Source organism: Alphaproteobacteria bacterium PA2 (assembly GCA_002256425.1).
Classification (GTDB): Bacteria; Pseudomonadota; Alphaproteobacteria; order Caulobacterales; family Caulobacteraceae; genus Phenylobacterium.
Map to the genome: position 1 here is coordinate 32,616 of NKIZ01000001.1, position 18,665 is coordinate 51,280.

At 64.8% G+C, this 18,665-nt stretch carries 18 protein-coding genes; 6 read left to right on the top strand and 12 right to left on the bottom strand.

The window, feature by feature from the left end; all coding sequences use genetic code 11:
- Position 1: 1 nt before the first annotated feature.
- Positions 2-355: a hypothetical protein gene (locus tag CFE28_00180; GenBank protein OYU68551.1), complete on the top strand. Its 354-nt coding sequence runs from the start codon at positions 2-4 to the stop codon at positions 353-355.
- A 115-nt stretch (positions 356-470) separates the two neighbouring features.
- Here CFE28_00180 and CFE28_00185 read toward each other — a convergent pair whose 3' ends face one another.
- From CFE28_00185 to CFE28_00195, 3 genes are all read right to left on the bottom strand, one after another.
- Entirely contained in the window at positions 471-1,982 is a 1,512-nt protein-coding gene (locus tag CFE28_00185) for a hypothetical protein (GenBank protein OYU68552.1), read from the bottom strand.
- 142 nt (positions 1,983-2,124) lie between these two features.
- Positions 2,125-4,851 carry a hypothetical protein gene (locus tag CFE28_00190; protein ID OYU68553.1) on the bottom strand — a complete coding sequence of 909 codons (2,727 nt, stop codon included), beginning with the start codon at positions 4,849-4,851 and terminating at the stop codon, positions 2,125-2,127.
- A gap of 366 nt (positions 4,852-5,217) precedes the next feature.
- Positions 5,218-6,180, bottom strand: a complete 963-nt coding sequence (locus CFE28_00195) for an NAD(P)H-quinone oxidoreductase (protein ID OYU71474.1) — start codon at positions 6,178-6,180, stop codon at positions 5,218-5,220.
- A gap of 97 nt (positions 6,181-6,277) precedes the next feature.
- On the opposite strand from CFE28_00195, the gene CFE28_00200 reads away from it, so the two are divergent.
- Together CFE28_00200 and CFE28_00205 are read left to right on the top strand one after the other, a co-directional pair.
- A complete protein-coding gene (locus tag CFE28_00200; protein ID OYU68554.1) occupies positions 6,278-6,475 on the top strand; it encodes a hypothetical protein in 198 nt (65 codons plus the stop codon).
- A 131-nt stretch (positions 6,476-6,606) separates the two neighbouring features.
- Positions 6,607-7,110 carry a regulator of CtrA degradation rcdA gene (locus CFE28_00205; GenBank protein OYU68555.1) on the top strand — a complete coding sequence of 168 codons (504 nt, stop codon included), beginning with the start codon at positions 6,607-6,609 and terminating at the stop codon, positions 7,108-7,110.
- 93 nt (positions 7,111-7,203) lie between these two features.
- Here the strand turns inward: CFE28_00205 and CFE28_00210 are convergent, their stop codons facing one another.
- Positions 7,204-7,428 carry a 50S ribosomal protein L31 gene (locus CFE28_00210; protein OYU68556.1) on the bottom strand — a complete coding sequence of 75 codons (225 nt, stop codon included), beginning with the start codon at positions 7,426-7,428 and terminating at the stop codon, positions 7,204-7,206.
- 118 nt (positions 7,429-7,546) lie between these two features.
- Between CFE28_00210 and CFE28_00215 the strand changes: the two genes are divergently transcribed.
- Positions 7,547-9,397, top strand: a complete 1,851-nt coding sequence (locus CFE28_00215) for an ABC transporter (GenBank protein ID OYU68557.1) — start codon at positions 7,547-7,549, stop codon at positions 9,395-9,397.
- On the opposite strand, the gene CFE28_00220 is transcribed toward CFE28_00215, so the two are convergent.
- The 5 genes from CFE28_00220 to CFE28_00240 are packed head-to-tail and all read right to left on the bottom strand — an operon-like array spanning position 9,394 to position 13,303.
- Complete coding sequence (locus CFE28_00220) at positions 9,394-10,461, bottom strand: glycerophosphodiester phosphodiesterase (protein ID OYU68558.1); 1,068 nt, start codon at positions 10,459-10,461, stop codon at positions 9,394-9,396. The two genes, CFE28_00215 and CFE28_00220, sit on opposite strands and share 4 nt — an antisense overlap.
- Before the next feature lie 49 nt (positions 10,462-10,510).
- Positions 10,511-11,305: an inositol monophosphatase gene (locus CFE28_00225; GenBank protein OYU68559.1), complete on the bottom strand. Its 795-nt coding sequence runs from the start codon at positions 11,303-11,305 to the stop codon at positions 10,511-10,513.
- 30 nt (positions 11,306-11,335) lie between these two features.
- Positions 11,336-12,004 (bottom strand): thiamine phosphate synthase, encoded by a 669-nt coding sequence (gene thiE, locus CFE28_00230; GenBank protein OYU68560.1) that lies wholly within the window; start codon positions 12,002-12,004, stop codon positions 11,336-11,338.
- 51 nt (positions 12,005-12,055) lie between these two features.
- Complete coding sequence (locus CFE28_00235; GenBank protein ID OYU68561.1) at positions 12,056-12,469, bottom strand: hypothetical protein; 414 nt, start codon at positions 12,467-12,469, stop codon at positions 12,056-12,058.
- 30 nt (positions 12,470-12,499) lie between these two features.
- Positions 12,500-13,303, bottom strand: a complete 804-nt coding sequence (locus tag CFE28_00240) for a hypothetical protein (GenBank protein OYU68562.1) — start codon at positions 13,301-13,303, stop codon at positions 12,500-12,502.
- A 116-nt stretch (positions 13,304-13,419) separates the two neighbouring features.
- On the opposite strand from CFE28_00240, the gene CFE28_00245 reads away from it, so the two are divergent.
- Both CFE28_00245 and CFE28_00250 read left to right on the top strand, forming a co-directional pair.
- Entirely contained in the window at positions 13,420-14,064 is a 645-nt protein-coding gene (locus tag CFE28_00245) for a hypothetical protein (protein OYU68563.1), read from the top strand.
- Entirely contained in the window at positions 14,061-14,642 is a 582-nt protein-coding gene (locus CFE28_00250; GenBank protein OYU68564.1) for a hypothetical protein, read from the top strand. Before CFE28_00245 ends, CFE28_00250 begins: the two co-directional genes overlap by 4 nt.
- On the opposite strand, the gene CFE28_00255 is transcribed toward CFE28_00250, so the two are convergent.
- The 3 genes from CFE28_00255 to CFE28_00265 all read right to left on the bottom strand — a co-directional run bounded on the left by CFE28_00255 (position 14,639) and on the right by CFE28_00265 (position 18,627).
- On the bottom strand, positions 14,639-16,606 hold the full coding sequence (locus CFE28_00255; protein OYU68565.1) for a glucan biosynthesis glucosyltransferase H: 1,968 nt from the start codon (positions 16,604-16,606) through the stop codon (positions 14,639-14,641). The genes CFE28_00250 and CFE28_00255 overlap by 4 nt on opposite strands.
- A gap of 232 nt (positions 16,607-16,838) precedes the next feature.
- The gene (locus CFE28_00260) at positions 16,839-17,480 is read right to left on the bottom strand and encodes a hypothetical protein (GenBank protein ID OYU68566.1); all 642 of its coding nucleotides are present in this window, start codon (positions 17,478-17,480) and stop codon (positions 16,839-16,841) included.
- 4 nt (positions 17,481-17,484) lie between these two features.
- On the bottom strand, positions 17,485-18,627 hold the full coding sequence (locus tag CFE28_00265) for an acetyltransferase (GenBank protein OYU68567.1): 1,143 nt from the start codon (positions 18,625-18,627) through the stop codon (positions 17,485-17,487).
- Positions 18,628-18,665 lie beyond the last annotated feature (38 nt).

Here is an 18,665-nt window from a genome sequence, read left to right on the forward strand (position 1 = left end):
CATGCGCAATTCAAACATCTTCGCCATCGCGGCCATTGTCGGAACCCTGATCGCCGGCGCCGCCCATGCCGACATCGCCGCCGCCAAGATCGCGGTCGACGCCGCCAAGGCTGACGGTATCGTTGGGGAACAGGCCGACGGGACCCTGGGCTTCGTGAAGCCGGGGGATGTCGCCCTCAAGGCCGCCGTCGCCGAGATCAACGCCGGTCGCCTGGACGTCTATCGCCAGGCCGCCGCCAAGAACGCCGTCACCGTGGAAGCCGCCGGAGCCGCCGCCTATCAGAGCGTCATCCAGGGCAAGGTGAAGATCGGCGAGTACTACAAGCCGGTCGGCGGCGCCTGGGTCCGCAAATAGGCCCTAGAGCCCGCCGCGATAAGTGGGAACCGGTTATCGCGACAAGCGTGCTCTAAACCTTTGAATCAGAGCGCAGTTTTACCCTTTAGACGATTCCGTCTAAAGGGAACGCGCTCTAGGGCCGGGACTCTTCGATCGCAGCCTCTGCCGTCGCCGCCGCCTCGGCGAGGGTGGCGAGGTTGTGCTCGTGGGTGGACTTGTCGATCCGGTAGAAGGCCAGGACCAGGACCGACAGGACCTTCATGCCGGTGGCGAAGGGCAGGTAGTAGAGGGACATGTGCCGCATGATGTCCGGGCCTACCGTCCCGGCCGGGGCGTTGGTGGGGAAGTTGACCATCGCAATCAGCAAGCCCGCCAGGAAGACGCCGAAGCCGCCGGTGAACTTGGGAAGCAGGCCATTGGCCGCCATCAGCAGGCCCTCTGATCGCACCCCGGTCTTGACGGCGGCGTCCTCGACCACGTCGGCGATCATGGAGGTGATGATGATATAGCCGGCGATGGCCAGGGTGGCGGAGAAGAACTGGTCGGCCAGCAGGATCCGCAGCACCCAGGGCGAGTCGTTGAGCGGCATCAGATGCAGCAGGCGCAGGGTCTGGGGCAGGGCGTCGGCGACTATGGAGGTGCCGAACAGGCCGATCATGGCCGCCTTCTTGCCAAACCGTCGGGAGGCGGGGCCGGCCAGGGCCACACCGGTCACCGAAGCCAGGACACCCGCAATGGCGATGAAGGAAATAGAGGTCCCGTTGAGGCCCCAGAGCTCGATATTGAAGTACTGGCTGAGGGCCGAGCCCATGCCCGCCGCGACCCCTGAACAGAAGCCTGAGAGCATGAGGACCAGGAGGGAGGGGTTGGTGATGGTCCCGGCGATCTCCTTCAGGACCTGGGACAGGGGGACCACCCGTTCCTGGGGCCGGGACAGATAGGGGATGCGGTTATGGGTGCCGAGGGATGAAACCATGATGGACAGGGACATGACTGCAGCGGCCAAAATCCCATACTGGGCATAGCCGGCCCGGTTCAGCATGCCGCCGCGCTCTTCACTGAGGAAGACCTGGTAGAGGGCGATGTTCATCACCAGACCGCCGATGACGCCGAAGAAAAAGCGGTAGCTGAACAGGCTGGTCCGGGCGTTGTAGTCGATGGTCAATTCCGGCGCGAGGGCAGAGCTGGGGACCTCATAGAGGCTGACGGAAATCTTCAGCAGGACCAGCATGGCGATCAGGAAAACGCCGCTTTCCTGGGGGGACCAGTGGGTGGGCGAATTCCAGAAGACAACGCAGGTAATGGCTACCAGGGGCGCTGAAACATACATCAGCGGATGGCGACGGCCCCATTTGGTGCGCAGCCGGTCGGAGAACTGGCCGATGGCCGGGTCAAGGACGGCGTCCAGCATCAGGGTCAGCATGATGGCGGCGCCCACCCAGACCGCCGGCAGGCCGATGACCCGGTTGAGATAGGGTGTCAGGACCGCCGAGGTCAGGGACAGGGTCGTCACCCCGAAGGCGACGGAGCCGAGGCCATAGAACAGCTTGGTCTGGAAGGTCAGGGTCGCAGCGGCCGGCAATTTTGCGGTCGGCGTCTCGGTCATGGCGTTCTTCCCAGCTGACCCCGGGCCGGAGCCAGTCATCCTCGTTGGGAGGAGCCTGCGGGAGGCGCTGCAAACCGTCAACGGATTTGCAGCCCGGGCAAAAGAAAAGGGCGCGCCGGAAACCGGCGCGCCCTGAAGACTTTCAGACCATCCCCAAGGCCGGAGCCCCGGGGCCAGGGTCTTAGAAGAAGCGGTACTGCAGCTCGATGCCGTAGGTCCGCGGGGGAGTCAGTTCCAGGTTCAGGGCGCCATTGGGGACGACCGCACCGGTGGAGCTGCGGGCGTTCCGGTTCGAGGCGACCAGGGCGGCGTCATAACCGTCCGTGTCAGCCACGTTCTTCACATAGGCGATGATCGTGTACTTGTTGCCGACCGGCGCCCAGTGAGCGCGGAGGTCGATCTGATCCCACTTCGGAGCTTCGTTGTACGAGCGGGTGAAGACGTTGGCGTAAGCCTCGTCACGCCACACATAGCTGGCGCCGACCGTCAGCAGGCCGCCTTCCATCTCGAAGCCATAGTTCGCATTGACGGCGACCTTGTTCTTCGGAGCCTGGGGTAGACGGTTGCCGACAACGCTGACAGCGCCGGTCGTGACGTTGTCGTTCACGTCCACCAACAGGGGAGCCTTGAGGATCTCCGTATTGTTGTACGAATAGGCCAGGCTGACCCGCAGGGGCTGGATCGGATGCCAGACGGCGTCCATTTCAAAGCCTTCTGACTTGGCTTTGTCCAGGTTGATGAACTGGCTGACATTGGTGGGGCCGTTGCGGACCGTCACCGGGGCCTGCATGTCACGATAGTCGAGGTAATAGATGTTGGCGTTCAGCTGCATGGTGCGGCCGACATTGGTCTTGAAGCCCAGTTCGTAGGAATTCGCGAACTCGGAATCAGCTTCAGGAGCGGCCAGGAAGGCGCCGGCCGAGAAGCCGAATGCCTTGTAGCCGCGGCTGTAACGACCATAGGCCATGGTGCCGTCGGTGGGATCCCATTGGAAGCCCAGGGTGCCGGTCACGGCGTTGGAGGAGTCGCCCAGGTTACGCTGAGCCACGCCCGTCGCCGGATCGACAATGTACTGGCGGCAGGTGGTCGGAGTCGGGCAGGCCTGGACCGGAGTGGTCACGCCCTTGGCGCCGGCTGCGGTGGTGACCGGAGCCAGGGTGGCCGTCAGGTCCATGGCGCCGTTGCCGAGACCGCCGAGGGCGTTCAGGGCGCCGCCGAGGCCGAGGGCCTGGCCAACGGCGGGAAGCGCCGTCAGGTTACCCTGCAGGCTGCCCCAGTTGGCGGCGGTGCCGGGACCAAAGCCGGCGAGACCGATGGCCGGATAGAGGCCCGCATAGCAGACGTCGGAGTCGCAGACGATCCGGCGATATTCGGTGCCGAACTTGTGGTCGTCCGTATAGCGGAGACCCAGGGTGAACTTCAGCTTTTCAGAAGCCTGCCAGTCCAGCTGGCCGAACAGGGCCTTGGACTCGGTGGTAAGCCCGTAATGGCCGGTGGACCAGGTGCCTTCCGGGTTGGCCGCAGCGCCGAGGATCGGCGTGTTCAGGGGCGTGGCGCCCTGAACGAAGAAGTCGGCGGTGGAGGCGGTGCCGGTGTACTTTTCGTTATAGTAATAGGCGCCGACGATCCACTGCAGGGCCGAGTCATTGGTCGACGAGAGGTTGATTTCGTGGCTGTACCACTGCGGATACTCGAAATAGTGGTAGGTATTGTTGGCGTTGACCGTCTTCGGGCCGCAATTGACGGTCGAACGACCGGCCGAGAACAGGGCGCCGATGGTGCCGCAGATCGAGCCGGGAGCCAGCGGGATCTGGTAGGACAGGACGTTGGTGCCGTCCGTATCGCCGCGCAGGTCATACTTGTAGTTGGTCAGACCACCCACATACTTCACGTCGAAATTGTCGAAGTGATAGGTGAAGTTGGTGGTGAAGGAGTGGACGTCCGTCAGCTTCACCGACTGGGCGTAGTTGGAGTTGAACAGGCGCGGATCGCGGGCCGCCGGATTGCCGACAAAGGTGCCGCCATTGGCCTGAACCAGGCTGCCGGGGACGATATTGCCGGAATAGCCAGCAGCCGGGTTGAAGACCACCGAGAAGTTCGGGTCGATGAAGCCCAGTTCCTGGGCGCCGGCCAGATAGCCTGCGCGGGCGCCGGGGCCGCCACGGTTGTTCCAGCCCAGGGTGAAGTACTTCATCCAGACTTCGGCGTTTTCACCGACGTCAGCTTTGATCTGGAACTGGTATTCGTACTCGTCCCGCTTGTTGCCCTCGGTAGGCATGCCCTTGTTGACGTTTGTATAGAAGCCTTCGCGCTGGTCGCGCTTGTAGCCGGACACCCGGAACTGCAGGCCTTCGGTGATGGGGCCGGAAGCGGCGAACTGCAGGTCGGTGAAGCCGAAGTTTTCGACAATACCGCGGACTTCCGCATAGGGGTGATCGGTCGGACGGGCCGTGATCACGTTGACGGTGCCGCCGATGGCGTTACGGCCGTACAGGGTGCCTTGCGGGCCACGAAGGATTTCGACGCGGTCGGTTTCCAGCGGCGGTCCGCCGGCCAGAACGGTCGAGGTGGTGAACAGGCCGTCGATATAGATCGACACGGCGCCGTCCACGGAGTGAACGTTGGTCAGACGACCGATGCCGCGCATGGAGGCGCGGTCGTTGGCGGACTGATAGACGAAGCCCGGCGTGAAGTTCGTCAGGTCCTGAATGGTGCTGATGCCGACCAGGTCGCGTTGCTTGCTGGTGAAGGCCGAGATGGCGACCGGAACGTCCTGGAGGCTCTGCTCACGCTTTTCAGCGGTGACGACCAGTTCTTCAATGGTGGTGCCGCCGCTCTGGGCGTGCGCCGCCCCAGCGGTGATGGCTGCGACGAGAGTGCTGGTGGCCAGCAGTGCAAACTTACGCATTCCCTTAGGTTTCCCCTTCTAAAGTCCTTGTGGCGCTTTTTTCGCGCCGTGTCGGTTTTCCTGCGTCATTGCAGGACCTACGTCAATTGCCCGCTCGGCGTAGGTTGTGCTGTGCGACATGCAAGCCACAGGGCAAAAATAAGGCTGTTCAGTGGATTTTTTCAGGCAAGCCACTGAATAAAATTGACAAAAGCTTACCGGGCGCGGTCACGCCCTTCCCCTGGTCACAGCGAGAAAAACTATATGTGATTGAAGTACGGGTGGAGGCGAACCCGTTCAGGATCACCCCCGCCGCCGGTCATTCACCATGAAGAACCGGCCTGCAGTCGCCCACAGGCCTGTCTGATCCGCAGCCCGGCGGACGACTTAGGTGGTCAGGACGATCTTGCCCAGATGGGCCCCGCCTTCCAGGTGGGCATGAGCCTTGGCCGCCTCTTCCAGGGGGAAGGTAGCATCGATCTGCGGTATCAGCTTGCCCGCGTCGATCCAGGGCCAGACGGTGGCTTCGACCGCCGCCGCCAGCCGGGCCTTCTCATCAGCGTCCCGCGGACGGAGGGTCGAGCCGGTGACCACAGCGCGCTTCTGCATGATGCGGAAGACGGGCAGGGAGATTTCGCCGCCGCCGAGGGAAGCGATGAAGACGATCCGGCCGCCAGTCTTCAGGGCGTCGAGGTTTTTGCTGAAATAGTCGCCCCCCACCATGTCGAGCACAACGTCCACCCCGCCATTCGCCTTGGCGACTTCGGCAAAGTCCTCGGACGTGGCGTCGATGGAAATGTCTGCGCCCAGGGCCTTGGCCTGGGCGGCCTTGTCTGCACCGCGGCCGGTGGCGATCACCCTGGCGCCGGCGGCCCTGGCCATCTGGATGGCCGTCGTGCCGATCCCGGAAGTCGCGCCATGGATCAGCAGGGTCTCTCCAGCCTTGAGGCCGCCATGCTCGAACACATTGGCGAAGACCGTGAAGACAGTCTCGGGCAGGGCGGCGGCCTGGACCGCGCTGAAGCCCGCCGGGATGGGCAGGGCGTGGCGGGCGTCGACCACGGCGTATTGGGCATAGCCGCCGCCGCCCAGCAGGGCGGTGACCCGGTCTCCGGCTTTCCAGCGGCCGGCGCCTTCAACCACTTCACCGGCGACCTCCAGGCCCATGGTGTCTGGCGAGCCGGGGGGCGGCGGATATCCGCCAAGGCGCTGGAGGATGTCGGGCCGGTTGATGCCCGCCGCCTCAACCCGGATCAGGATCTGGCCCGGGCCCGGCTGTGGACGGGGGATCTGCATGGCCTTCAGGGCTTCAGCGGGGCCACGGCCGCCTTCAACGGCGATGGCGGTCATCATGGGCTGGGTCATGGCGGGCCTTGCTGGTCTTGCGTGAAAATCGGGTCTGGGTGAGATAGTCCCAACTTCGCCAATCGGAAAGGGAGGCGCGAGCATGGAAGAGCCGGTCAGCACGCGGGTCGGACGCGGTCAGCGTCTTGAAGAAGCCATCCGGGAGGACCTTGAACTCTACGGGGTGGCCGAACTGGAAGAGCGCATCGAGATCCTGAAGGAAGAGATCGCCCGGTGCGAAACCCAGATCGGCCGCAAGCGCGCCGGTCGCGCCGCCGCTGACGCCCTGTTCGGATCGTGACCGGTTAGCAGGACATTAAGAGGCAAGGCCGGATACTCTGCGCCGATCCGCGCACGACGCCTTGGCACGGCGGTTGCAGCGAACCGGGCTCGGCGGCGCCGTCTGTGCGCAGATGATCAGGAACGGGATAGATGCACGACGTCAACACCAAGGCCCAGCGGGCAGATGTGATCGCCGACTTTGCGCGTTCCGAGCTGTTCGACCGGACATTCCAGGAAGGCATGGACCTCGTCGAAGAGACCGCAGGCTATCTGGACGGCGCTGGCCGCCAGGAGTCGAAAATGCTGTCGCGTAATGCGGCCCTGGCCTACGCCGCTGAAAGCATGCGCCTGACCACCCGCCTGATGCAGGTGGCTTCCTGGCTGCTGGTCCAGCGTGCTGTACGTGAGGGCGACATGCCGGCGATCAACGCCTGCGAAGACCGCTATCGCCTGGCGGCGGAAGAAATCTCCTCGGGCCGCGACATGCCCGAAGACATGCCGGCCGGGCTGAAGGCCCTGCTGGAGCGGTCGGAACGTCTGTTCGAGCGGGTCCGGCATCTGGATCGCCGCATGTATGTAGAGGTCTCTGTGGCCGAAGCGTCCAATCCCGTAGCGGGACAGCTGGATCGTTTGCGGTCCGCCTTCGGGTCATAGTCGCCCGCGGCAAGCGCGCCGTACGACACTTCCATACACAGAAAACGCCGCGGTTGACCCGCGGCGTTGTCGTTTCCGGGATCCCGGAGGAATTTACTTGCGGGTGAAGGCGCCGAACTTGGCGTTGAACCGCGAAACGCGACCGCCGCGATCCAGCAGGGTCTGGTTTCCGCCCGTCCACGCCGGGTGGGTCTTCGGGTCGATATCCAGGTTCAGGGTCGCCCCTTCCTTGCCGTAGGTCGAGCGCGTCTGATAGCTCGTGCCGTCGGTCATCACCACGGTGATGAAGTGATAATCGGGATGGGTGTCTTGTTTCATCTCGGAGGCTTCCGACGTAAGAGAGCGGCAGTCAGTTTTCGGCCAGCCAGACGAGGCGGGCGCGAGCGAGCGCCGCCTATACAGCAAAGGGCGGGCGAAGAGCAAGGGCGCGATTTTTATGAGTGATTTTTCGGGTGGAGCCCAGGTCGAGGGCAGACCCACGGCGGGGGCCGCCCTTGCCCAGCAGATTTCTGAAGGAGCCGCCCGTCGGGCAAAGGGCAAGAGCCTCAATTCCCTGGGACAGCTGCTGCCCTTCATGGGCGCGCACAAGGGTGACGCCGCCCTGGCTGGCCTCTTCCTGATAACCGCCACGGCTTCGACCCTGGGACTGACCGGAGCGGTCCGGGCCCTTGTTGATCACCTGACCAGCGTCAAGACCGCGGGCGGCCCGATCGACCCCTGGTTCTGGCTGCTGGGCGCGGTGGCCGTCTCCCTGGCTGTCTCCTCCGCCCTCCGCTATTTCTTCGTCACCAAGCTGGGCGAGCGCATTGTCGCCGACCTGCGCAAGAGCGCCTACGGCCACATACTGACCCTGGATCCGGGCTTCTTCCTGGCCACCACCACAGGGGAAGTCCTCTCGCGCCTGACCACAGACATCCAGATTGTGGAAAGTCTCCTGGCGACCTCGGTCTCCATGGCCCTGCGCAATTTCCTGACCCTGATTGGCGCCCTCATCATGCTGCTGGTGGTCAGTCCCCACCTGACCGGCCTCGTCCTGCTGATCATTCCCTTTGTCATCGCCCCGCTTTTCCTGTTCGGGCGCCGGGTGCGCAAGCTGACCACCTCGACCCAGGACCAGTTCGCCCAGGCCATCGGCCAGGCCGGTGAGACCCTGGACGCCCTTGAGACCGTTCAGGCCTTCGGCGGTGAGGCGGCCGGCGCCGCCCGGTTCGGCGCGGCGGTCGAGGCCTCCTTCGCCACCTCCCTGCGCCGCATGACGGCCCGGGCGGTGATGACCGCCGCCGTGATTGGCCTGGTGTTCGGCGGCGTCGTCTTCATTTTCTGGCTGGGGGTCCATGCCGGCCTGCGGGGGGACCTGACCTGGGGCGCCCTGTTCCAGTTCGCCTTCCTGTCTGTGTTCGCCGCCAGTTCCATGGGAGCTCTGGGGGAAACCTGGGGCGACGTACAGAAGGCGGCCGGCGCCATGGAGCGGGTGTCAGAGTTGCTGGCGGCAAGGCCCGGCATTTCGGCGCCGGCTGACGCAACCCCCCTGCCCGCCGACGGCGCCGGCGATGTCAGGTTCGAGAATGTGACCTTCGCCTATCCCGGGCGACCCGACCTGCCCGCCCTCAGCGAATTTTCGCTGCATGTGGCGCCTGGCGAGCGGGTGGCCCTGGTGGGTCCTTCCGGCGCCGGCAAGAGTACGGTCCTGCGCCTTCTCCTGCGCTTCTATGACCCCCAGTCCGGACAGGTGTCCGTGGACGGAGTGGCCCTGACCCGGGCCGATCCCAAGGCTGTTCGCGACCGCATGGCCCTGGTCGCCCAGGACAGCCCGCTGTTTTCCGGTTCGGCGACCGACAATATCCGCTTTGGCCGGGCCGGAGCCTCCCTGAACGAGGTGCGCCTTGCGGCCCAGGCGGCCCAGGCCGAGGGTTTCCTGGACGCCCTGCCCGAAGGCTTTGATACTCCGCTGGGCGAACGGGCCCGCAGCCTGTCCGGGGGCCAGAGACAGCGCCTGGCCATTGCCCGGGCCCTGGTTCGCCAGGCGCCCATACTGCTGCTGGACGAGGCTACCAGCGCCCTGGACGCCGAGAATGAGCGGCTGGTGCAGGCGGCCCTGGACGAGGCCATGGAAGGTCACACCACACTGGTGATCGCCCACAGGCTGGCCACGGTGCTGAAGGCGGACCGGATCGTCGTCATGGATGGCGGCCGGGTTGTGGAGCAGGGTACACACCACGAGCTGATCAAGCTGGGCGGTCTCTACGCCCGCCTGGCCGCCCTGCAGTTTGGAGAGACTGACGCCTAGAGGGCGTTGCGCACCTTGGCCTCAAGGCCCGGAAAATCGCTGAACAGGCCATCGACCCCGGCGGCGAACAGGGCGCGGTAGACGGCGTCCACCTGCCCATGGGCCGCCGGGTCAACGCCGAGGCGCAGCTTGGGGGGCAGGAAGGCGTTCTCGGCGCGGACCGTCCAGGGATGGACCGTCAGGCCGACAGCGTGGGCGTTCCGGACAAGATCGGTCGGGGCGCCGAGACCGTCATCGACCACAGGGACCACCATCTTCCATTCCGGCCCCAGGCCATTGGCGTAGGCGGCGATGGCCTTGAGTCCTGCCGGCGTGACCATGTCGGCATAGGCGACCTTCGGCAGGTCGGCCGGTCCGCCCTCGGCCGACACCAGCTGCACCAGGGGCGCGCGGGTCAGCTTGCGGATGGTCTTGAGGGGCCCGACCTCGAAGCACTGGACATAGACCGGCGCCGTCGGGCTGTTCAGGCCGTGGGCCTTCAGGGCGTCGGCCATCCGGGCCTCGAAGGCCAGGCCCACCGAAGCGAAATAGGTCGGATGCTTCATTTCCGGATAGACGCCGATGGTCCGGCCGACCCGGCGGCTTTCCGATTTCGCCAGGGCGACGACCTCGTCAAAGGTCGGAATGGCGTCGACGCCGTCATGCCTGGCGCTTTCTGCCCGGAGCTGGGGCAGGCGTTCCCGGGCCCGAAGGGTTTTCAGTTCGGCCAGGGTGAAGTCTTCTGTGAACCAGCCTTCGATGGCCTCGCCGTCTATGACCTTCTTCACCTTGCGGGCGGCGAACTCCGGGTGGGCGGCGACATTGGTCGTTCCACCGATCTCGTTCTCATGGCGCACCACCATGACGCCGTCCTTCGTCAGGACCAGATCAGGCTCGATGAAGTCCGCGCCCTGGTCGACGGCCAGGCGATAGGCAGACGCCGTGTGTTCGGGGCGAAGCCCGCTGGCCCCCCGGTGCGCGATGACGACAGGACGTTTTTTCATGGGCTTCGCCGCCGCAATCAGGGCCGGGCTTACGGCCGCCAGGGCGGCGAGGGTTCTGCGGGTCAGGGTCATGGCGTCCATCTAGCGACGCTGTGTGACGCTTCCGTCAAGGCGAGATTGCCAGCCTGCCTCAGGCGGCGGCCTTCAGGCGCTCCACCAGCAGGGGGTGAAGGTCCAGATTGGCGGCGCAGATGCTGCCGGTTTCCAGAACGTCTTCCTCGCCCTCGATGGTGGTGACCTTGCCGCCGGCCTCCGTGATCAGCAGGTGACCCGCCGCCACATCCCAGGGGCTGAGATCCCGCTCCCAGAAGCCGTCCAGGCGACCCGCAGCCACATAGGCCAGGTCCAGGGCTGCAGCGCCGAAACGGCGGACGCCCGCCACCCTCTGGCTGATCTGGTGCAGTTCCTTGAGGAACTTGGCGTGCTGGCCATGGCCAAGGAAGGGAATGCCGGTGCCCAGGACGGATTCATCCAGCCGGGTCCGCGCCGCGACCCGCAGGCGCTTGTCATTGACGAAGCAGCCCTTGCCCTTTTCGGCCCAGAACAGCTCGTTGGTCACCGGATTATAGGTGACGGCCGCCACGACGACCCCTTCGCGCTGCAGGGCGATATTGATGGCGAAGTGGGGAATGGCGTGCAGGAAGTTGGTGGTGCCATCCAGGGGATCGACGATCCAGGTGTGGGTCTTGTCCGTGCCCTCGATCAGGCCCCGCTCTTCACCCAGGAAACCATAGCCCGGTCGGGCCTTTTCCAGGGCTTCGAAAATGGTCTGCTCGGCCTTGAGGTCGGCGGCGGAAACGAAGTCGGCTGCGCCCTTCTTGGAGACCTGCAGCTCATTGAGCTCGCCGAAGTCGCGATTGAGTCCGCGGGCAGCCTTGCGGGCGGCGTCGGACATGACCTTGAGAAGTGCGGTTTGCGTGCTCATGAGGGCGCGGAACCTAGTGGGACCGGGCCCCTAAGGCAAGGCGGCCGGATCAACCCTCTGTGCAAGGCCCTCGGCGATGGCTGCGTTGAGGCCGCGAACGGCGGCTGCCGGGCCTTCCGGATGGGCCCAGACCCCGGCGGAGACAGCGAGGAAATCGGCTCCCGCGGCAGCCAGTCCTGCCGCATTGTCGACCGCCACCCCGCCAATGGCCACGCAGGGGATCTCCATGACCTCCTGCCAGATGCGAAGTATGTCCGGCTCGGCCCGGGTAGGCGCTTCCTTGGTCGTCGTGGGAAAGAAGGCGCCGAAGGCCACATAGTCCGCCCCGGCTTCTGCGGCCTCCATGGCCAGATGCCGGCTGTCATGACAGGTGACGCCCACCATGCGGTCCGGGCCCATCAGTCGGCGGGCCTCCCGGCAGGACATGTCGGACTGCCCCACATGGACGCCATCGCAGCCCAGCCGGGCCGCCAGGTCGGGCCTGTCATTGAGGAGGACCGCCACGCCCCGGGCCTGGGCCACGGGACTGAGAGCCGCCACGGCTGCGCCGATCACCTCGTCAGAAGCGTCCTTCAGCCGGATCTGCAATGCGGCCACATCGCCGGCGTCCAGGGTCTGGGCCAGCAGGTCGGCAAACCCGGCCAGGTCGTCCAGCCGGGGCGGGGTGATCAGATACAGGCGGCAATCAGGAAGTGACATGGCCGCTGATTAGCCCAGCCCGAGGCGGCTGTCTTCCCTGCACCGGACCGACTAGGCCAGGCCCAGGGCCCGCTTCATCGCCTTTACATTGCCGCGGCAGAACTTGGTCAGCTGTTCGGTCGTGGCTTCCAGGGTCGACGGATCCTTGGGGACGAACTTCACTGTCAGCTCGATCCGGCAGGCGTCAGCCGTTCCCGGCGCCACCGAGACAGTGGAGAAATAGGCATCCATGTCCGGGCGATCGAGGGTGTAGGTATAGTGATGTGGGCCTTCGTCGGTCATCAGTTCCTGGATGCTCCGGCCGCCCGGCATGGTCAGGGTGCGCACCTTACCCTTGGGAGTGACCTCGGTAGACTCGGCCTCAACTGCGCCGGCCCACTTCCGGATGCCGGAAAAGTCGCCGATCACGGCCCAGACGGCGTCGGCGCCCAGGGCGATGTCTTCACCATAGCTTACTTCGTTCATGGGGTTTCCTCCTGGAATGTCGTTTCTGATTCAGGTCTTCTTGCGGAACAGCCAGCCCATGGCCGGCTTCTTCCTGGCTGGCGGCTCGCCCTTGCAGGTGTGGTTTTCCCGCGCGTCCAGCTCAACCACGGGGCGGACGACGCTGGTCCAGATGGCGTAGCCTTCCGGCGTCATATGCAGACCATCGGCCACAAAGATATCCTTGGGAACGCCAGCCTCGAGCATGGGAGGCGCCACATCGACGAACCGCAGGTCCTTGCGCGTCGCGCCCATGGCCCGGATCGCCTGGTTCACCTGATCCTGCAGGCCCAGCTGGGAGAGCCGCTGCTTCGAGGGCTTGATGGCGATGAAATAGACCGGGGTCTGCCCGAGCTTGGCCGCCTTCAGTGTCATGAAGGTCTTGAAGTCCGCCAGAACCCGGTCGGCCGTCTTGCCAGCCCATAGATCATTATCCCCCGCATAGAAGAAGATGGCCTTGGCCTTGTAGGGCGTCACAACCTTTTCGAAGAAATAGTCCACGTCGGAGACGTGGGCGCCGCCAAAGCCGCGGTTGATCACCGGATAGGGCGCCATGTCCTCGCTGAGGGATTTCCAGAACCGGATGGAGGAAGACCCGACAAACAGGTAGGCGCAGGACGGCGGCGGGGTCGCCGCGTCCAGTTCAGCGAAGCGGCTGATCTCCTGGGCGAACCTGTCGGGGGAGAGGGTCTCAGCCGCCGTGGGCGCCGGGGCGGGTGGCGGCGTAGGCGGCGCTGCAGGGACCTGGGCCAGGGCGACAGACGTCGTCGCCAGAGCAACAAGCAAAGGGCCGAGCAAGATCGTAGGTGTCTTCATGGGTCTCCAGCTCCCGGGGGGACCCTCATCTTAAGGCCTGCGGACAGAAAGGCGAGAGCGGGTCTCGACAGAGTTCACGGGGTTCCATTAGCTGTAGGTGCAGGATTGGAGATCGAATGTCCGCCCACCATCATGACCCCGAAGCTGAAGCGGAAGACCGCCTGCTGCACAGGCTCCTGTTCTTTTCAGACGCTGTCTTCGCCATCGTCCTGACCCTGCTGGCCCTGGAACTGAAGGCGCCGGAGGGCGAGACCATCGCCGAGCTCATCCGCGGTCTTGCCAGCATGATCGGGGACTTCATCGCCTTTGCAGGATCCTTCGCCGTCGTGGCCTTCTGGTGGATGGGTCATATGAGCGCCATGCGGAGGCTGGCCCGGTTCGACCGGATCGTTGCAGCCCTCAACCTGGTCTTCCTGCTGACGGTCTGCCTCATGCCCTTCTCGACGAGCCTGATGTCCCACGGAAGGTTTTCCGGCTTCGCCTGGGAAATCTACTGCTGGAACCTGATCCTGACCTCCGTGATCATGATGGCCATGAACCTGGCGATTTCGCGGGACAACGGACGCCTTGTGGGCGGAATGGAGCGAGGCGAGCGGACCTACAAGATCCTGCGGGCGGGCTCCCCTGGACTGGCCTTTGTTGTCAGCCTGGTGGTGCTGAAGTTCGGGAGCGTGGAACTCGCCACCCTGGCGCCCCTGCTGATCCCGTTTGAATTCCTGGCCCTATACCTGTTTGCAAGACCCAAGGCGCCGAACACTTGATCCTGCCCGCCGCCTATGTTGAACGGCTTGAGGCCTGGGCGCAGATCACCCAGCTGAACGCAGACCTGCTCAGCCATGACAGCGCCACGGCCACCCTGCAGGCCTGGTGTGACCAAAATGGCGGCGGCCAGAAGATCCGGGCGCTTCGTGTCCGGGGTCAGGACAAGGCGGCCTCTTCCGAGGATCGCGAAGCCCTGGGGGCCGGCGCTGACGAACCCCTGGTCTATCGCCGGGTCCAGCTGGCCTGTGGCGACCAGATCCTGTCCGAAGCCGACAACTGGTATCGCCCTGCCCTTCTGACGCCTGAAATGAACAGGGCCCTGGAAGAAACTGAAACGCCCTTTGGCGTGGTGGTGCGGCCCCTCAACTTCCGCCGCAGGACACTCAGCACAAGCTATCTGTTCCGGCCCCTGCCCCTGAACTGGGAGGGAAGGCCGGCGCCAGTGCGCATCTATCGGGGCAGGCTCGCCACGCCAAAGGACATACTGCAGCACAGGGCCGTGCTGGTCACTGGCGAGGGCAGGCCGTTCAGCCTGGTGGTGGAAACCTATACCGAGGCGGTGCTGGTCAAGCCCTAGGCGGCTTCAAGATCCAGGGTGACAGGACGCTCTTCAAGTCCGCCCGAAGCCGGGACGGCGACCGGCGTGAAGGCCTGCCGGCGGGCGCGGGGCTGGCCGACTTCAAAGCCCAGCTCCTCGGGCGTCAGCAGGAAGCCGCGATAGCGCAGGAACTGGCCGACCTCAGGACGAGAAGTCAGCATGGAGAGGGCCGGCGCAATCAGCAGGGGCAGGACGATGGGCGAAAAGACCAGGCTTAGGTCCGGACGGGCCAGCAGGGCCGCCGCGAAGACCATTCCGGCGCGCAGCTCCCAGGCGTGGAACCGGCAGGCTTCCGCCCAGGTGATCCTGTCGGCCTCGCGCTGCTGGGGACGCCAGCCGGAGTCCTTGCCGCTAAAGATCTCGATCAGCATGCGGGTGTGGCTGACCATCATGATCGGCGCCATGACCATGGACATGAACATTTCCAGGGCCGCGCCCTTGATGATCGAGGCCGAGCCGCCGAAGGCCGCGCGCTCGTTCTCGCGGGACATGACCAGGATGGAGCCGAGCAGTTTGGGACCAAACAGCAGGAGCCAGGTCAGGGCGGTCATCCAGATCAGGGCATAACCGTCATGGCGGGGCAGGACGATGGTCCGCCAGCCGCCGAGGGTGGCGATTTCTTCCAGCTTGGGGGCCGTCTGGAACTGGATCATCAGGGCGGTCAGCAGGGACATGAACCAGAGGGGCGAGGCCCAGTAGGCCATGACGCCAATCACCATCTGAAGCCGGCTCATGGGCGTCAGGCCCGGCGCGGTCAGCAGTTGCAGGTGCTGCATGTTGCCCTGGCACCACCGGCGGTCCCTGGACATGAAGGCCTGCAGGGATGGCGGGGATTCCTCATAGGTTCCGCCGAGGGCTGCGGTCAAGTGAACACCCCAACCGGCGCGGCGCAGGAGGGAGGCCTCCACCACGTCATGGCTCATCACATGGCCGCCGAAGGGCTTGCGTCCCGGCAGGACCGGCAGGCCGCAGCACTGGGCGAAGGCCGCGGTGCGGACAATGGCGTTGTGGCCCCAATAGCTGGACTCAGAGCCCGACCACCAGGCCAGACCGGCGCCGGCGACCCGGCCATAGAGCCGCACGCCGAACTGCTGGGTGCGCTGATAGAGGGTCTCGCCCGCAACGATGGACGGCGTGGTCTGGATCAGGCCGATATCCGGCTTGCGCTCCATGGCGTCCACCAGATGCATCAGGGTCTCGCCGGACATGGTGCTGTCGGCGTCGAGAATGACCATGGTTTCGTAGGCCGCGCCGTGGTTTTGCACCCAGTCGGCGATATTGCCGGCCTTGCGCTCGGTGTTCTTGTCTCGGCGGCGATAGAAGGCCCGGCAGTGCGAGGTCACCCGGAAGGACTGGAAGGCGGCCCACTCTGCAGCTGCGGCGTCCTCCTGGGTGGAGTCCGAGAGGACGAAAATGTCGAAGGCGCTGGCGGCGTCGAGCCTGGCCAGGGACCGCTCAATACCGCTCAGACGTCCAAAGGCCGCCGAGGCGTCTTCGTTATAGAGGGGCATGAGAAGGGCGGTGCGGGTCTGGGGGCGGCGGGCGACTGGACGGAAATCCAGGTCATCATGGGTTCCGCGGACGCGCTGCAGGATGAAACCCGCCAGGGCGCTGACAAACCAGCAGGAGATCGGAATGGTCAGGGCGCCAAACAGGGCCAGGGCCAGGATTTCCAGGGTGCTGAACCCGTCTTCGGCATAGATCTTGGCCGGCGTCAGGAAGGCCAGAAAGGCCAGGACCAGGGTAGAGGCGAAGATCACCGTGCGGCGCAGGGCGATGTTTCCCGGGCTGGTGCTGGGCCGGAAGTCGCCGAGGGAGGTTTCAAAGGACTGGCGCGGCATGTCGAGGGGCGCCGGGCTGGGCATCCAGGTACGTGATTCAGCCTCGGCCTGACCGAAGGCCTCTTCCATCACGCCAATGCTATGGTTGCTCAACGCGTCCATAATGCCCGTCCGCCCATGCGATCACTTTTCGATCACAAAAGCGTTATGCTGCAATGCGAGGGAAACAATCAAGCCCTCTCGTGCAACCGAACAAAAATTAACAAATTCGGGGGCTTCGAGTAGAAATCAGGCGCCCTGAGCGGCTGGCGCCTCAGACATAAGCGCCAGAGGAAAAACGATCACGAAATCGAGAGGTTGCGGTTGCGAAGGCCGGGATTCCCGACCCGCAAGGTTAAGACGCGATGGGGGGTTCACGCCCAAGGGCCAGAAGTCGTCGCTCCAGGACAAAGGCGGCGACTCCGGTCCAGCCTACCAGAACGAAGGCGAAAGCCCGCTCCCACCAGCCGACATTGAAGTCGTTGACCAGACCCTTGAACACCAGATGCTTGGTCAGGACGGTAAGCACCGCCATGGCCACGAAGACCAGGGCCAGGAACCGGCGGAGGGGCGCCAGATCCGCCGTCGTGCGGAAGCCCCACAGCATGGCCAGGGGCGCCAGCTGGATGCCAAGGCCAAGATTGATGGCCAGGTGCCTTGGGTCGGGCCAGGGATAGATGCTGGCGATCACCATGCCGACTCCGGCCAGAACGAAGCATAGCGCGGTGACCAGGGCCGGAAGGCGACCGCCGCCCAGGGCCAGCATGGCCAGACCAAAACCTATGCCGCCGAGGGCCGCGCCAATTCCCGAAACAATGACGCCGGTGTTGAAGATGGCCGGATGGATGGCGTGGGCCCCGCCAAGCTCGCTCAGATACTGACGGGCATGATTGAAGCCCGGATAGGCTGCTACGGCCAGGGCTACGGCGCAGAAGGCAAAGACTGGGGCGAACATCCCGATCTGCAACAGGAATCTGTGGCTTCGATACCGGGCCATGGTCCTACGAGGCTCCCTTGACCTGGGAGAAGGGCTTCAGACCCCAGAGAGGCCTGATCGGGCCGATGCGCCGCACGATCTCATAGACCAGCAAGCTGCCGCCAAGGGTGAAGGTCAGGAACAGGAAGGCTTCAGCCGCCACCGGCAATTGCATGGGCTTGAGCACCCAGATCGCGACGACCAGCAGGGTCTGGTGCGCCAGATAACAGGGAAAGACCGCATCGGTGAGATAGCGCAGCAGGGGCCCGTCCGAATTGCGGATGTGAAGGCTCGCGAAGCCAAGAATGGCGCCGATGGTCGCCCACTGATCAATGGCGAAGACCAGGTTCTTCAGCAGGCCCCCATGCTCGGTCATGGCGTTGGGATCGGCTTCCAGGACGATGAGAGCAGGAAGGGCGCTGACGGCCGTCGCCAGAAACAACCAGCGAAGTCGCTCGAAGTTCGCCCAGACTTCGTCACGCAGGGCCAGTTGGAAACCCAGCAGGAAGACACCGAAGGAGGCGGCGTGATTGTACCAGTCTGCGGTCAGGTGATTTGAGAGACCGAACCTTGCAAACAGCAGCTGGCGGGCCACGGCCAGGTAGATGATCGGGATCACCAGGAGCCTCCAGCCGCTGAACACCCGGATGAAGGCCGCCTCAAGCCCCGCCTGCAGTCTTGGCAGGGCCAGGAGGCCGACAATGATCAGGCTGTAGACAGAGATGTAGAGGACGAACCAGATGTGGTTCAGGGGAATGCCATCGGCAAATCCAGCGGGGCTGAACTCCGACAGCCACCAGGCCCAGAGGCCCTGGTTCCAGCTGCCCTTGTCCATGGCCTCGATCCACGACTGTGGCGGCACCAGCACCAGAACGCCGAAGAAGAAGGGCGGCGCCAGCCGGGCCAGCCGGGCCTTGAGCACCTCACCGGGGGCGCGGCGTCGGCTCATGAAGCGCAGGGCGACGCCGGACACAAAGAACAGAAGGGTCAGGCGCCAGGGATTGGTGACCAGGGCGGCATAGCGCAGGGGCTCGAAGGTGTAACGACTGTGGACGTGCCAGTCCCAGGGCGCATAGACCAGACCCACATGATAAAGGATCAGGAGGCCAAAAGCGGCCACCCGGATCCAGTCTATATCAGCGCGGCGGTTTGCAGGCGGCGTGGACACAGAGTCCCTATGCGTCGGCTCGCATTGGTTTGTCCACG

Excerpts from the sequence above, each read along its gene's own strand:
- CFE28_00235 (OYU68561.1), bottom strand. The coding sequence starts at position 12,469 with ATGAACGAAGTAAGCTATGGTGAAGACATCGCCCTGGGCGCCGACGCC.
- thiE (OYU68560.1), bottom strand. The coding sequence starts at position 12,004 with ATGTCACTTCCTGATTGCCGCCTGTATCTGATCACCCCGCCCCGGCTG.
- CFE28_00215 (OYU68557.1), top strand. The coding sequence starts at position 7,547 with ATGAGTGATTTTTCGGGTGGAGCCCAGGTCGAGGGCAGACCCACGGCG.
- CFE28_00185 (OYU68552.1), bottom strand. The coding sequence starts at position 1,982 with ATGACTGGCTCCGGCCCGGGGTCAGCTGGGAAGAACGCCATGACCGAG.
- CFE28_00260 (OYU68566.1), bottom strand. The coding sequence starts at position 17,480 with ATGGCCCGGTATCGAAGCCACAGATTCCTGTTGCAGATCGGGATGTTC.
- CFE28_00180 (OYU68551.1), top strand. The coding sequence starts at position 2 with ATGCGCAATTCAAACATCTTCGCCATCGCGGCCATTGTCGGAACCCTG.
- CFE28_00240 (OYU68562.1), bottom strand. The coding sequence starts at position 13,303 with ATGAAGACACCTACGATCTTGCTCGGCCCTTTGCTTGTTGCTCTGGCG.
- CFE28_00210 (OYU68556.1), bottom strand. The coding sequence starts at position 7,428 with ATGAAACAAGACACCCATCCCGATTATCACTTCATCACCGTGGTGATG.
- CFE28_00190 (OYU68553.1), bottom strand. The coding sequence starts at position 4,851 with ATGCGTAAGTTTGCACTGCTGGCCACCAGCACTCTCGTCGCAGCCATC.
- CFE28_00205 (OYU68555.1), top strand. The coding sequence starts at position 6,607 with ATGCACGACGTCAACACCAAGGCCCAGCGGGCAGATGTGATCGCCGAC.
- CFE28_00255 (OYU68565.1), bottom strand. The coding sequence starts at position 16,606 with ATGGACGCGTTGAGCAACCATAGCATTGGCGTGATGGAAGAGGCCTTC.
- CFE28_00245 (OYU68563.1), top strand. The coding sequence starts at position 13,420 with ATGTCCGCCCACCATCATGACCCCGAAGCTGAAGCGGAAGACCGCCTG.
- CFE28_00220 (OYU68558.1), bottom strand. The coding sequence starts at position 10,461 with ATGGACGCCATGACCCTGACCCGCAGAACCCTCGCCGCCCTGGCGGCC.
- CFE28_00200 (OYU68554.1), top strand. The coding sequence starts at position 6,278 with ATGGAAGAGCCGGTCAGCACGCGGGTCGGACGCGGTCAGCGTCTTGAA.
- CFE28_00225 (OYU68559.1), bottom strand. The coding sequence starts at position 11,305 with ATGAGCACGCAAACCGCACTTCTCAAGGTCATGTCCGACGCCGCCCGC.
- CFE28_00195 (OYU71474.1), bottom strand. The coding sequence starts at position 6,180 with ATGACCGCCATCGCCGTTGAAGGCGGCCGTGGCCCCGCTGAAGCCCTG.